Below are 14285 nucleotides of genomic sequence, written 5' to 3'. Positions count from 1 at the left end.
CGGATGATGAATGATTCTAAGTATGTGCCCGTGATGCTGAAATGCGACGGGCGTTTATGCTTGCTGGTCGGCGGCGGTGCCGTGGCTGAACGGAAGGCCGCGGCGCTTCTTGATGCCGGAGCAAGCGTACATATTGTAAGCCCCGAATTAAAGAGCGGCCTGCTTCGCAGGCTGGCAGATGAAGGAGCCGTGCAATGGACCAGCAGGGTCTATGAGCCGGGGGACCTGCAAGGAGCTTTCCTGGTTTACGCCGCAACGGACGATGATACGCTGAATAAAACGATCGCACTGGAGGCCGACCGGCTTGGAATATGGGTGAACGTGGCCAGCGACGGAGAGGCGGGCTCGTTCATCAGCCCGGCGGTCATGCGCCGGGGAAGATTGACCTTAGCGGTAGCTACGTCCGGGGCAGGGCCCGCTGCGGCCGTGCGAATTCGGCATCAGCTCGAAGAGCAGTTCGGCCAGGAATACGAGGAATATCTCGATATATTATACAGCATGCGCTCGGCGATTAAGGCACAAGCGGCATCCGCTGAGGCGCGCAAACGGCTGTTGGACCGATTATACCGATTGGATATTCTCGGCGATATTCGCCGCGAAGGTTATGCGTCCTGGAATACGGATAAAATCAAGCTATGGATTGAGAACAATCAGGAGGAATGAATATGCGCACGATCGTGGTTGGCAGCAGGCAGAGTGCTCTTGCACTTACACAAACAGGACAAGTTATCGATGATTTGAAGCGGTTAGCGAAGGAACATGGATTAGAGTACGAGTTTACCGTCAAGAAAATCGTCACGAAAGGCGATCGCATTGTCGATGTCACCCTGTCCAAAGTTGGCGGGAAAGGACTGTTCGTAAAGGAAATCGAGCAAGCCATGCTGGACGGGGAAATCGATATGGCGGTGCACAGCATGAAGGATATGCCGTCCGTTCTTCCGGAAGGCCTGGTGTCCGGTGCCGTTCCTAAGCGGAAGGATCCCCGCGACTGCCTCATTTCCATGGAAGGCTCGACATTGGATGATCTTCCGCAAGGGGCGAAGGTGGGGACAAGCAGTCTGCGCCGCTCCAGCCAGCTGAAGGCGTACCGGCCGGATCTGAAGATTGACTGGATCCGCGGCAATATCGACTCCCGGATCCGGAAGCTGGAGAGCGGGGAATTCCAGGCTATTATTCTCGCAACGGCAGGTCTTCAGCGGATGGGCTGGGAGGATCGGATCACGTCCTATCTGCCAATCGATATCAGCTTGCCGGCCGTGGGACAAGGCGCGCTCGGAATCGAATGCCGCGAGAACGATGCGGAGCTTCTGCATCTGCTATCCCTCTACAACGATGAGGTGACAGCACGGACCGTATCGGCAGAACGCAGGTTCCTGAGCGAGCTGAACGGGGGCTGCCAAGTACCGATCGGAGCGTATGCTGTCATCAAGGAGGATTCAGGAGATTCCCGCGGAGCTCAAAACATTATACAATTAACAGGTATGGTAGGTTCTCCGGACGGCGAAATCATCCTTAAAGAAACCGCCGAGGGAACCGATCCTGAATCGCTCGGAATCGAAGTGGCTGAGAAGCTGAAGGCTAAGGGAGCAGAGAAGATTCTGGCACAAGTTAGGGGATGAGGGGATGGCAGGTAAGGTTTATCTCGTAGGAGCGGGTCCTGGCGACGCGCGCCTGATTACAATTAAAGGCAAGGAATGTATAGAGAAAGCCGATGCCATTGTATATGACCGGCTTGCGAGCCCAAGGCTGCTTAAGTGGGCAAAGCCGGGCGTCGAGAAGGTGTACGTCGGCAAGCTGCCCGACCGGCATACGATGAAGCAGGAGGAGATCAACCAGCTGCTCGTTGATTTGGCGCTGGAAGGCAAGGTGGTCGTTCGTTTGAAAGGCGGCGACCCGACCATATTCGGGAGGGTCGGGGAGGAAGCGGAGCTGCTTAGGCAAAACGGCATTTCATATGAGATCGTGCCGGGAATCACGTCGGCGATCAGCGTGCCGGCCTACGCGGGCATACCGGTCACCCATCGCGAGCATGCCTCTTCCTTGTCCATCGTGACCGGTCATGAGAGTCCGGAGAAGCTCGATCGAATGATTCAATGGGATAAAGTGACCAACGCAACCGGGACGTTGATCTTCATGATGGGAGTGGCAAAGATCGGCTACATCAGCCGTCAATTGATCAAGCATGGCCGGTCTCCGGCAACCCCCGTAGCTCTGGTAAGATGGGGAACCCGCGCCGAGCAGGATACGCTGACCGGCACGCTGGCCGACATTGAGGAGAAGGTCCAAGCGGCCGACTTCCAGCCGCCTGCCGTTATTGTCGTTGGGGATGTCGTCCTGCAGCGGGAGCGGCTGAAGTGGGCCGAGAAGCTGCCCTTATTCGGCAAGCGAATTCTCGTAACGAGAACCCGGAGCCAGGCCAGCTCGCTTGTATCGAAAATCGAGGACCTTGGCGGAGAACCCTATGAATTTCCCGTCATCGAAACGATCGCGCCGACATCGGATGAGGCTGTTGCCGGCCTGCGGTCCGCGCTGGACAAGCTTCCGACCTATGATTGGGTCTTCTTCACGAGCACCAACGGGGTGGAATTCTTCTTCCGTCATTTAAAAGAATACGGGCGGGACATCCGCTCGCTAGCCGGTGCACGGATCGTTGCAGTCGGCCCGGCTACGGCCGAAGCGCTTCGCGATTACGGCATAGCGCCTGAGGTGCTGAAGGAGCGGTTTCAGGCTGAAGGCTTGATCGATGCCTATGGCCCCGAGCTTGCTGCCGGCCAGAACGTACTGCTTCCCCGAGGGAATCTGGGCCGTTCATGGCTGCCAGAGAAGCTGACCGAAATGGGGCTGTCCGTTACGGAAGCAACCATGTACGAGAACGTATTGTGCGGGGAGGATGACGAGGAGCTGATGAAGCTGTTTGCCGAAGGCGGAATTCATGCCGTTACGTTTACGAGCTCCTCAACCGTTACGAACCTGCTGAAGGTGCTTGAGCGGATGGGGGCCGAGAACCCTGTTGAGCTGCTGAAAGGCTCAGCCATCGCTTGCATCGGTCCCCTCACGGCCCAAACCGCGGCCGAGGCCGGACTGGACGTTACGATGATGGCGGAGGAGGCAACCATCGACAGTCTGGTGGAGGCACTCTGCAGCTGGAATCAGCAGGAAGACGATCCTCGCACGCGATAGGGCTATTATTCATTTAATTTCCATATATCGCTTGTAATCTCCTAAAATTGCGAGTTCAAAAAGTCGGGTTTTCAAAGACGACTTTTTGAACAACCTCTAAAAAAGAAAGGTTGTCACAGCTATGAGTTTTCCAATCGTACGCCACCGCCGGCTGCGTCAAAATGCCGGCATCCGCAGCATGGTCCGCGAGACCGTGCTGCATCCCGAGGATTTGGTGCAGCCGATCTTCGTTACCTACGGCAGCGGCGTGAAAACCGAAATTTCGTCGATGCCTGGCGTCTTTCATTTTTCGCTCGATACGTTGAAGGACGAAGTGGATGAGATCGTGCAGCTGGGCATTCCGGCTGTGCTGCTGTTCGGGATACCGGAGACGAAGGACAGTATCGGCACCTCGGGGTTTGCCGACGACGGAATCGTTCAGGAAGCGACCCGGCTTATTAAATCGTGGTACCCGGATCTTCTCGTCATTGCGGATACCTGCCTGTGCGAATTTACGGATCACGGGCACTGCGGCATGGTCCATACGTATGAGCGTGACGGCCATGTGTGCGGCGACGTCCTGAACGACGAATCCCTGGAGCTGCTCGTCCGTACCGCCGTATCCCAAGCCAAGGCGGGCGCGGATATTATCGCGCCGTCCAACATGATGGACGGTTTCGTACAGGCTATCCGTTCGGGTCTTGACGATGCCGGTTTCCAGAACGTGCCGATCATGTCGTATTCGGTTAAATATGCGTCGGCGTTCTACGGCCCGTTCCGGGAGGCGGCCGACTCCGCGCCGCAGTTCGGGGACCGGAAAACGTACCAGATGGACCCGGCGAACGTGAGGGAAGCACTGCGCGAGGCGGAATCCGACGTGCTGGAAGGTGCGGACATGCTGATGGTGAAGCCGGCGATGGCCTATCTTGACGTTGTAAGATTGCTGCGAGATCAGTTCGACTTGCCGATCGTGGCTTACAATGTCAGCGGGGAATATTCGATGATCAAAGCCGCCGCCCAGCAAGGCTGGATCAGTGAGAAGGCGATCGTTATGGAGCTGCTGACCGGAATGAAACGCGCCGGCGCCGATATTATCATTACGTATTTCTCCAAGGATGCGGCACGCTGGATGCGCTAACCCGTAACGATACGATTATACAGTTAGGAGTTGCTAATATGAGCCAAGGTTTGAGAAAAGAAGAATTGTCGCGCTCTGCCTTTGAAGAAGCCAAGAAGTATATTCCCGGCGGTGTCAACAGCCCTGTCCGCGCGTTCAAGTCGGTGGGACTGACGCCGATCTATATCGAGCGCGGGGAAGGAAGCCGCGTTTATGATATCGATGGCAACAGCTTTATCGATTATGTCGGATCCTGGGGCCCGCTGATTATGGGACATGCGCATCCGGAAGTGGTCGAAGCTCTCCAAGAGACTGCGAAGAAAGGGACCAGCTTCGGTGCTCCGACGCTTCTGGAGACGGAGATGGCCAAGCTGGTCTGTGAGCGCGTGCCGTCCATCGAGGTGGTGCGCATGGTGAACTCCGGCACGGAAGCGACGATGAGCGCGATCCGTCTTGCCAGAGGCGTTACCGGCCGCAGTAAGATCATCAAATTCGAAGGCTCCTATCACGGTCATGCGGACAGCCTTCTTATCAAAGCCGGTTCAGGTATCGCCACGCTCGGCCTGCCTGACAGCCCGGGCGTTCCGGAAAGCGTAGCTTCCAATACCATTGCGGTGCCGTATAATGATTTGGAATCCGTTCAGCTTGCCTTTGAACGGTTCGGCGAAGAGATTGCCGCCGTCATTGTAGAGCCGGTTGCCGGCAATATGGGCGTCGTGCCGCCGCAGGAAGGTTTCCTTGCGGGCCTCCGCAAGGTGACGGCCGATTATGGCAGCCTGCTTATTTTCGACGAAGTCATGACCGGATTCCGTGTCGGCCTGAACTGTGCGCAGGGTCGTTATGGCGTTACGCCGGATTTGACCTGCCTCGGCAAAGTGATCGGCGGCGGCCTGCCGGTTGGCGCTTATGGCGGCAAGCGGGAGCTGATGGAGCAAATTGCACCGGCGGGTCCGATCTATCAGGCGGGAACGCTCAGCGGAAATCCGCTGGCGATGGCGGCAGGCTATACGACGCTGAAGCTGCTCACGCCTGCGGTCTATGATCAGCTGGAGGAGCGCGGTGCACGCCTGCAGGCCGGCTTTGAACGCAATGCAAAGGAATTCGGCATTCCGCTCACGATTAACCGGATCGGCTCCATGGTCTGCCCGTTCTTTACCGATGTGCCGGTCGTTAACTTCGACACCGCCAAAACAAGCGATTTGGCGCGGTTCAACCGTTATTTTGCCGCGATGGTGCAGGAGGGCGTCAGCGTGCCGCCGTCCCAGTTCGAGGGCATGTTCATATCCGCGGCGCACACGACGGAGGATATCGACGCAACGATCGAGGCGAACTATAACGCCTTCAAGAGCTTATGAGCTATCAGGGAAGCTGGGTCCGGCGGGGCGAATGGCTTGAAATGACGCCGGGCAAAGCACTGACCGGACAAGCGGACCGGGAGGAAGCCGCCGGCCGGTGGCTGCTGGATACCGTGGGGATGCCCGAGAAGCTGTATCGCAAGCTCCGTCAGGAACAGGGAATACGATGGAGAGGGGACCGGCTGTCGCTGGTCCTTTTTCCTTACCGGGAATATGGGATCGAGCCGAGGTGGCATGAGCTTGACGTGCTGTACGAGGATGAATTTTGCCTCGTCGTGAACAAGCCTGCGGGGATGTCCGTTCATCCCGCAGACCCTGCCAGCCGGGAGATCACGCTCAATCACGCGGTTGCGGCTTATTATGAAACGGCTGGAATCCGCGCGGCCGTCCGGCATATCCACAGGCTGGATAAGGATACGACGGGGCCGGTATTGTACGCCAAGAATGAATACGCCCAGCTCAAGCTGGATGAAGCGATGCGGAAGAAGGAGATCGTCCGCATCTATGCCGCCATCGTTCAAGGCCGGGTAGGGGATGACTTGAAAACCATCGCCCTGCCGATCGGGAAGGATCGCCATCATTCGGGCCGCCGCCGGGTTTCGCTTACCGGACAGCCGGCCATTACCCATATTATTTCATCGGAGATCTACCCGGGCACGAGCTTGCTGCATGTAAGCCTTGAAACCGGGCGGACGCATCAAATCCGGGTTCACTTGAGCCATATGGGGCATCCGCTGCTCGGGGATACGATGTACGGGGGCCGCGCCATCGGCCTTGGCAGACAGGCGCTTCACGGGGAAAGACTGCATTTTTCCCATCCCTTCACCGGCGAAGAGCTGGAGATCCATGCGCCGTGGCCGGAGGATTTAACAGCGCTTCGGAGACAATTCGCGCACGAGTGAATCGAGCATGAAGGCATGTATACAAAGCTGTTGCTCTAGCGGCCAAGCAGCCCTGTCGACAACCCTTCAGGGCGCTGCAGATAAGGCTGCCTGCCGGTCGGATCCAGCACCAAGATTCAGCCCCAATCCGTAAAAAAGTCATGCACTCCTTTTTCCCGCATATAAATAAGTTGAGTGGCAAAAAAATGGCTCATGCCGTGAACGACAGATCACGGATAGTATATGCCGAAAGGAGGACATTCCCGTGTTTGACCAGTCCTACGGATTGCGGTTTGATATTTATGAGCGTATTAATTTGGCGGAAGAGCTGCCGGGAATCGAAGAATTAGAGGAAGCGGAACTGATCCCGCATATTCAAGTCATCAGTCAGCAGGATCAGGCTACGCTCCGGGGGCATCTGCTTCTGGCGGGCGTGTATAAAGGCGATACCGAGACCGGAGAATCGGAGCCGCTGGAGCACTGGATTCCGGTCGAAATCACCGTCCCGATGAACCGGGTATCGTCGCTGGATGACATTGCAGTCGAGATCGAAAACTTCGATATTGATCTGTTATCGAGGCGTAGTCTTAACATCACCGGCGTTCTGTCGCTCAGAGGCATTCAGGCAGCGGCCCCGGGAGTCCGGGATCAGGCTTGGGCGAATGAGGAATTCACGGTGGTACATGCTCCCGAGCCGTCCGGCACGCAAACGGCTGGAGAACCGGCGGCAGAGGCGGGGTACGAGCCGTTCCAAGCCAATGAGGAGCCTTCCGGGAGCAATGATGCTGCTGCCTCGCATCCAAGCGAAACAGCGCCTTTTGTCAACTTCCGGGCCAGCATCCAGGAGCAGGAGGAGCGGACGCAGCAGTATTTGGCATCATGGGCCCAGTACGAGAATCAAATCCGCCGCGAAGAAGAGCCGGCTTCGGACACCCGCAGGCCGGCAGCAGCTGATGATGCCGATGCGCGTGATACGGTGGAATACGCCTTACATAATGATCCGGAGCCTGCCGCCCAGGAAGCGGAGCCTTCGGTTCCAAGTGTATGGCAATTTGAACGCAAGGCGGAGCCGGAGCCTGCTCCTGAAGCGCAAGCAGAGGAAGTGGCATCGGCGTTTCCGGGCGTAGTCGACCGCAAGGGGGACGGCGTGGAGGCTGTGCCGGACCTGCAAGCTGTTGATGCAGGGGTTCAGGAAACGTACGAAGCGCCGGAGCCTGCTGACAGCGCGGCAGAGGAGGCGGAAGTTGTCCTGAAGGCCGAGGAGCCGTCCGATCCGGGCAAGCCGGAGCTGAAGGTCGCATTTTCGACGAAGGGCAGCGATGCTGCAGCCTCTTCAGGCGTAGGATTTTCTTCACTGCTGCATTCCAGCCGGCTTGTGCAGGACCAGGAGATTGCCGCCCTGGATGAGGAAGAGAAGGCCGAGGAATTGGCGGAGCCCGCCTCAACCGAGGATGTCGAATGGAAGAGCTTGTTCCTGGGCAACCGCAGGGAGGAAACGCCGTTCCGGAAGGTGCGGATGTGCATCGTTCAGCGGGAAGAGACGCTGGATACTATTGCGGAGAGGTATCAGCTTTCGCCGCGCGAGCTCTTGCTGTACAATCGGATGTCCGAGCAGAATGTGGAGGAAGGGCAAGTCCTTTACATTCCTCAGTAAATCTGCAAAAACCCGATCGCAGGACAAAGCCTGCGCTGCATCAGAGCGTTCCCTTGCATGGCATTTGCAAGGGAACGCTCTTTTTTTATTTCGGCCATTTCCGAGCGCAAGCAGGTATGGAGCAGCAAAATGCCGGAAATACTCGATATATTGACTATATTGCACAACCGCGTTATATTTGAATAGAATATGTACAGGTATTTCTAAAGTGAACAACGTTGAACGGGAAGAGTAGGAAGATATGGCCTTCAGAGAGCGGAATTGCTGTAATAGGCGCTGTGAAATTCCGCAGGAACCAGCTTGCCCAATGTCGCCCGGGAGTTGCGTGCTTGAACCGGAGCATCCATGATGCTAAGCCGGTCAGAGCCCGCCGGCTGCAGCCGTTATCTGCGTAAAGTGTCGCGCTTCAAGCTCTTCATTGATACAGCACGGTAAGGAACGGAGTTCCTGACGGCTGCTAAGCGCGAAACAAAGGTGGTACCGCGAGAGAACAGTCTTTCGTCCTTTGAGGACGAAGGGCTTTTTTTGTTTTCACGCCGCCGATGTGATATTAACGCCCTGCTTGGGCGGCTAAAACATTTTGGGATGGCAAAACTGATTAACAGTGACGGAGGTACGAAAATATGGAAGAAAAGCAAACGCAATCTCAGACGCAAATGCCGACGACGTATGACCCGAAGGCTGCGGAGCAAAAATGGTACCCTTATTGGAAGGAAGGCGGCTATTTCGAAGCGGGCAAGCGTCCGGACGCGAAGCCCTATACGATCGTAATCCCGCCTCCGAACGTGACGGGAATGCTTCATATCGGCCATGCTCTTGATTTCACGCTGCAAGATATCCTGATCCGCTTCAAACGCATGCAGGGCTACGATGCGTTGTGGCTCCCCGGCTCCGACCATGCGGGAATTGCTACGCAGGCGAAGGTAGAGCAGAAGCTCCGTGAGGAAGGCGTTACCCGCTACGATCTCGGCCGCGAGAAATTCCTCGAGAAGGTATGGGAGTGGAAGGAGCTGTACGCCGGCACCATTCGCGATCAATGGTCGAAGATCGGTCTGTCCCTCGATTACTCCAGGGAACGCTTTACGATGGACGAAGGGCTGTCGGACGCGGTTCGCCAGGTGTTCGTCAAGCTTTATGAAAAAGGGCTGATTTACCGCGGCAAGCGGATCATCAATTGGGACCCGGCTGCCCGGACCGCCCTGTCCGATATTGAAGTAGAATATAAAGAAGTGAACGGGCATCTGTATCATCTGGAATATCCGCTCAAAGACGGCAGCGGCTCCATCACGGTCGCGACGACCCGTCCGGAGACGATGCTCGGCGATACGGCTGTCGCCGTTCATCCGGAGGATGAGCGCTATAAGGATATGATTGGCAAAACTTTGGTTCTGCCGATCGTGGGGCGTGAAATTCCGGTCATTGCCGATGAGTATGTGGAGAAGGAATTCGGCAGCGGCGCCGTGAAAATTACGCCTGCGCATGATCCGAACGATTTTGAGATGGGACTGCGGCATAATTTGCCTCAAATTACGGTGATGGACGAGTCGGGAACGATGAACGAGTTTGCCGGTCGGTATGAAGGTCTGGACCGCAGTGAATGCCGCAAGCAAATCGTCAATGATCTCAAGGAGTCCGGCGTTCTTATCCGGATCGAAGACCATGTTCACCAGGTTGGACACAGCGAGCGAAGCGGTGCGGTGGTAGAGCCTTATTTGTCAACGCAATGGTTTGTTAAAATGCAGCCGCTCGCCGAAGCGGCAATCGAGGCACAGAAGTCCGGCAATGGGGTAAACTTCGTTCCTGAACGGTTCGAGCGCACCTATCTGCACTGGATGGAGAACGTCCGCGACTGGTGCATTTCCCGGCAATTGTGGTGGGGGCATCGGATTCCGGCCTGGTATTCCGAATCCACCGGCGAAGTCGTTGTCGCAATGAACGAGGAAGAAGCGCGCGCGAAGCTCGGCAAGGATGATCTGAGACAGGATGAGGACGTGCTGGATACGTGGTTCAGCTCGGCATTATGGCCGTTCTCGACGATGGGCTGGCCGAACGAGGACAGCGAGGACCTGAAGCGCTACTATCCGACCAGCGTACTCGTAACCGGATATGACATCATTCCGTTCTGGGTATCGCGGATGATTTTCCAAGGGCTTGAATTTACGGGGCAAATGCCGTTTAAGGATACGTTGATCCACGGCTTGGTTCGTGACAGCGAAGGCCGCAAAATGTCGAAATCGCTGGGCAACGGCATCGATCCGCTTGAGGTCATCGAGAAGTACGGCGCAGATGCGATGCGTTACATGATTTCGACAGGCAGCACACCGGGGCAGGATCTGCGGTTCCGCTGGGAGCGCGTCGAGCAGGCACGAAACTTCGCGAACAAAATTTGGAACGCATCCCGCTTTGCGCTCATGAATCTGGAGGGCTTCACCGCCGCCGATATTGATATTTCCGGGGAGCTCGGCACCGCCGATCGCTGGATTCTGCATCGACTCAACGAAACTTCCCGCGATATTACGCGTCTAATTGATGCCTACGAATTTGGCGAAACCGGTCGACTGCTCTACAATTTCATCTGGGATGATCTGTGCGATTGGTATATTGAATTTGCGAAGCTGTCTCTCTATGGCGAGGATCAGGCAGCCAAGAAAAAGACGCAATCGGTGCTTGCTTACGTGCTGGATCGCACGATGCGCCTGATTCATCCGTTCATGCCGTTCATCTCGGAGGAAATCTGGCAGCATCTGCCGCATGAGGGCGAGACTGTGATGCTGGCTTCCTGGCCGGTCTATGATCCGGCGTTCGAGAATCCGGAGTCGGTTGCGGAAATGAATCTGCTGATGGATGTCATTCGTGCGGTCCGCAACATCCGGGCCGAAGTGAATGTGCCGATGAGCAAAAAGGTCGAGCTCCTGCTCAAGCCGGTGAATGAGCAGATCGCGGGCATTATCGACCGCAACGCCGATTATATCCGCCGATTCTGCAATACGTCGGAATACCAATCCTCGCTCGGGCTGGCAACGCCGGAGAAGGCCATGACTGCGGTTGTTACCGGTGTTGAATTATTCCTGCCGCTGGCGGGATTGATCGATATTGCGCAGGAGATCGCCCGTCTGGAGAAGGAGATTCAGCATCTGAACAGCGAGGTCGAGCGGGTGGAGAAGAAGCTGAACAACCCCGGCTTCGTGTCCAAGGCGCCTGAAAAAGTCATTGAAGAAGAACGCGCGAAGCTGGCAGATTATTCGGATAAACGCAGCAAGGTCATCGCGCGTATTGAAGAATTGAGAGGCTAAACAGCTTATGAATCTGGACCAGAAGGTGAAATCGATGGGGGATCATTCGGGAGCTGCCGTTGCAGCTCCATTCCAAACGTATGAGGAAGCGGTAGATTGGATCAACGGGTTAGTGGCATTCGGGATTCGTCCGGGCATGGAACGGATCCAGCAGCTGATGCAGCGGCTTGGCCATCCCGAGCGCCGCTTGAAATTTATCCATGTGGCCGGGACGAACGGCAAGGGGTCGACCTGTGCGTTTCTGACGAAGACGCTGCTCCAAGGCGGATTCTCCGTCGGAACGTATACGTCCCCTTATATCACGAAGTTTACAAACCGGTTCCAATATAACGGCGAAGACATTCCCGAGGAGACGCTGCTTGCGCTTGCTAACCGCTTGCAGCCGCTCGTTGAGGAAATCGCGCAATCAGGCCTTGGTTCACCGACCATGTTCGAGGTGTCTACGGCACTGGCCATCCTGTATTACGCCGAGGTGAGCTATCCCGACGTCGTGGTATGGGAGACCGGGCTGGGCGGCCGCCTCGATGTGACCAACATCGTGCATCCGATCGTATCGGTGATCACGAATATCGGGATGGATCACACCGACGTTCTGGGGGACACCATTGAGGAGATCGCAAGGGAAAAGGCCGGCATTATTAAGCCCGGCGTGCCGGTGGTAAGCACCGTCACGCAGCCTGAGGCCATAGCGATTCTGAAGGAGACGGTGGAGCGGAACCGGACGACGCTGTATCTGGCCGGTGAGCAATTCACCTATGAACGCCTTCGCAGCGATGAAGAAGGCCAGACCTTCCATTTCCAAGGACCGTTCCGGAGCATGGATATCAATATATCCATGCAGGGAGAGCATCAATGCGCGAATGCCGCGCTGTCGATGATGACTTTGGAAGTCCTTCGCCAGTACATGGCTTTTATCGTGGAGGATGATGATCTGCGCCAAGGCTTTAAGGAGACATTCTGGGCGGGAAGACTGGAGCTTGTGCAGAGCTCGCCGCGGATCGTTCTCGACGGGGCGCATAATCCGGAAGGGGCGGAGGCGCTGGCCAAAAGCCTGCCGCAGATCTATAAATACCGGAAGCTGAACTTGATGATGGGAATGCTGGCGAATAAGCATCATGATTCGTATTTGCAGCATATACTGCCAATAGTGGATACGCTTATCCTGACCGAACCGGATTTCCGGAAGAAATTGGACGCCAAGGCGTTAGGGGACATCGTAGAGCAGGTGAGGGAGCAATATGCGAAACGTACACTGCAAATCATCATAGAACCAAATTGGAAAAACGCACTTGAAGAGTTGAAGTCACGGACGGAAGCGGAGGATCTTGGGGTGGTGTCGGGCACGTTGTACCTGATTGCCGACGTGCGTTCCAGCCTCCTGGGCCTTTCCGATTCTGAAAAAGGTTGGTGATATCTGTTGAATACATCAGAACATGTTCATTTCATCGGAATTGGCGGCTATGGGATGAGCGCCATTGCACGAGTTATGCTGGAGATGGGTTATAAAGTCACGGGTTCTGACGTGGCATCTCAGGAATTGACAGAAAAGCTGGCGGCCAAAGGCGCCAAAATATATATCGGACATACGGCGGAGCAGGTGAAGGGAGCAGATCTCGTCGTCTACTCGACCGCATTGTCCAAGGATAATGTGGAGCGAGTCGAGGCGGAGAAGCTCAATATTCCTGTTCTTCACCGCGCCCAGATGCTGGCCCGCCTGCTGAATGAACGCAAGGGTGTGGCCGTTGCGGGGGCGCACGGCAAAACGACCACTTCATCGATGATCGCCCTCGTCATGGAAGAGTGCGGAGCGGATCCGACATTCATCATCGGCGGCGAAATCATGAACGTCGGCACGAATGCCAAAGCCGGCGAAGGCGAGCATGTCGTAGCGGAAGCGGATGAGAGCGACGGCTCATTCCTGCAATATCATCCATGGCTTGGCGTCGTGCTCAATATCGAAGCCGATCATCTTGAAAATTACGATGGCGACTTCAATCGTCTGAAAGCGGCCTATGTGCAGTTCCTCAGCCAGATCAAAGAGGACGGCACGGCGGTCGTATGTGCGGACGACGCGAATATCCAGGCCATTCTACCGGAGCTGCGCTGCAACGTGACGACGTACGGCATTCATTCGGATGCCGATTATACGGCGACCCAGCTTGTGCTGGGCGATCGTCATGTCAGCTTCAAGATGCTTCACCGTGGACAGGAGCTGGGAACGGTCGAATTGTCCGTGCCCGGCAAGCATAATGTTTATAATGCGATGGCAACGGTTATCAGCTGCCTGAAAGCCGGCATTTCATTCGAAGCGATCGCAAGAGCGATCGTGAAGTTCAACGGGGCGAAGCGCCGTTTCCAGGTGCTAGGGGAATCGAACGGCATCCTGGTGATCGACGATTACGCTCATCATCCGACGGAGATTGAAGCGACCATCAGCGCCGCCAAAGCGACGGGCAAGCGAATTATTGCCGTCTTCCAGCCGCAGCGGTATTCAAGAACCTTCTTCCTCCTGGATGCGTTCAGCCGAGCCTTCGGTGACGCGGATGAGGTGATCATTACGGACATTTATTCCCCGGCCGGCGAGAAGCAAATCGAGGGCATCAGCTCGGCAAAGCTGGTCGAATTGATCGTGCAGAACAGCAATCCGGGCGCGCGCTATTTGCCGACGAAGGAAGATGTCCTGAGCGACTTGAAGGACCGGGTCAAGGACGGAGACCTTGTCCTCACGATGGGGGCAGGCGACATCTGGAAGGTTGGAGCGGCACTCGCGGAATCCATAAAAGGCAAGTAAGATTACGATTAAACCATGCCGTCAGGCGCGAGCTT

Annotated in this window: 10 protein-coding genes; all 10 read left to right on the top strand. The window is 56.1% G+C overall.

The genetic code is table 11. From position 1 onward, the window contains the following. Window positions 1-3: 3 nt before the first annotated feature. Complete coding sequence (locus MKX76_RS15275) at window positions 4-663, top strand: precorrin-2 dehydrogenase/sirohydrochlorin ferrochelatase family protein (RefSeq protein ID WP_341034096.1); 660 nt, start codon at window positions 4-6, stop codon at window positions 661-663. 2 nt (window positions 664-665) lie between these two features. Beyond that, window positions 666-1619 (top strand): hydroxymethylbilane synthase, encoded by a 954-nt coding sequence (gene hemC / locus MKX76_RS15270; RefSeq protein WP_007130740.1) that lies wholly within the window; start codon window positions 666-668, stop codon window positions 1617-1619. 4 nt (window positions 1620-1623) lie between these two features. Continuing rightward, window positions 1624-3180 carry a uroporphyrinogen-III C-methyltransferase gene (gene cobA / locus MKX76_RS15265; protein WP_028406587.1) on the top strand — a complete coding sequence of 519 codons (1557 nt, stop codon included), beginning with the start codon at window positions 1624-1626 and terminating at the stop codon, window positions 3178-3180. Window positions 3181-3301: 121 nt separating this feature from the next. Beyond that, window positions 3302-4297 carry a porphobilinogen synthase gene (gene hemB, locus MKX76_RS15260; protein ID WP_340901201.1) on the top strand — a complete coding sequence of 332 codons (996 nt, stop codon included), beginning with the start codon at window positions 3302-3304 and terminating at the stop codon, window positions 4295-4297. Between the two features lie 38 nt (window positions 4298-4335). Beyond that, entirely contained in the window at window positions 4336-5631 is a 1296-nt protein-coding gene (gene hemL, locus MKX76_RS15255; RefSeq protein ID WP_028406586.1) for a glutamate-1-semialdehyde 2,1-aminomutase, read from the top strand. Further along, the gene (locus MKX76_RS15250; RefSeq protein WP_340901196.1) at window positions 5628-6533 is read left to right on the top strand and encodes an RluA family pseudouridine synthase; all 906 of its coding nucleotides are present in this window, start codon (window positions 5628-5630) and stop codon (window positions 6531-6533) included. Before hemL ends, MKX76_RS15250 begins: the two co-directional genes overlap by 4 nt. A gap of 244 nt (window positions 6534-6777) precedes the next feature. Then, on the top strand, window positions 6778-8166 hold the full coding sequence (locus MKX76_RS15245; protein ID WP_341034095.1) for a LysM peptidoglycan-binding domain-containing protein: 1389 nt from the start codon (window positions 6778-6780) through the stop codon (window positions 8164-8166). A gap of 623 nt (window positions 8167-8789) precedes the next feature. Further along, window positions 8790-11459, top strand: coding sequence for a valine--tRNA ligase (locus MKX76_RS15240; protein ID WP_007130734.1), 2670 nt, complete (start codon window positions 8790-8792; stop codon window positions 11457-11459). A gap of 7 nt (window positions 11460-11466) precedes the next feature. Next, window positions 11467-12870, top strand: coding sequence for a bifunctional folylpolyglutamate synthase/dihydrofolate synthase (locus MKX76_RS15235; RefSeq protein ID WP_245256068.1), 1404 nt, complete (start codon window positions 11467-11469; stop codon window positions 12868-12870). A 6-nt stretch (window positions 12871-12876) separates the two neighbouring features. Beyond that, window positions 12877-14250: a UDP-N-acetylmuramate--L-alanine ligase gene (gene murC / locus MKX76_RS15230; protein ID WP_028406582.1), complete on the top strand. Its 1374-nt coding sequence runs from the start codon at window positions 12877-12879 to the stop codon at window positions 14248-14250. Window positions 14251-14285: the final 35 nt, after the last annotated feature.

This window comes from Paenibacillus sp. FSL R5-0810 (assembly GCF_038002285.1).
Classification (GTDB): Bacteria; Bacillota; Bacilli; order Paenibacillales; family Paenibacillaceae; genus Paenibacillus_AQ; species Paenibacillus_AQ lactis.
Note: the sequence above shows the minus strand (reverse complement) of the source record. Positions and strands in the feature narration are given on the sequence as shown.

Coding starts and splice junctions, on each gene's coding strand:
- cobA (WP_028406587.1), top strand. CDS start 1,624: ATGGCAGGTAAGGTTTATCTCGTAGGAGCGGGTCCTGGCGACGCGCGC.
- hemL (WP_028406586.1), top strand. CDS start 4,336: ATGAGCCAAGGTTTGAGAAAAGAAGAATTGTCGCGCTCTGCCTTTGAA.
- MKX76_RS15275 (WP_341034096.1), top strand. CDS start 4: ATGATGAATGATTCTAAGTATGTGCCCGTGATGCTGAAATGCGACGGG.
- MKX76_RS15250 (WP_340901196.1), top strand. CDS start 5,628: ATGAGCTATCAGGGAAGCTGGGTCCGGCGGGGCGAATGGCTTGAAATG.
- MKX76_RS15240 (WP_007130734.1), top strand. CDS start 8,790: ATGGAAGAAAAGCAAACGCAATCTCAGACGCAAATGCCGACGACGTAT.
- hemB (WP_340901201.1), top strand. CDS start 3,302: ATGAGTTTTCCAATCGTACGCCACCGCCGGCTGCGTCAAAATGCCGGC.
- hemC (WP_007130740.1), top strand. CDS start 666: ATGCGCACGATCGTGGTTGGCAGCAGGCAGAGTGCTCTTGCACTTACA.
- MKX76_RS15235 (WP_245256068.1), top strand. CDS start 11,467: ATGAATCTGGACCAGAAGGTGAAATCGATGGGGGATCATTCGGGAGCT.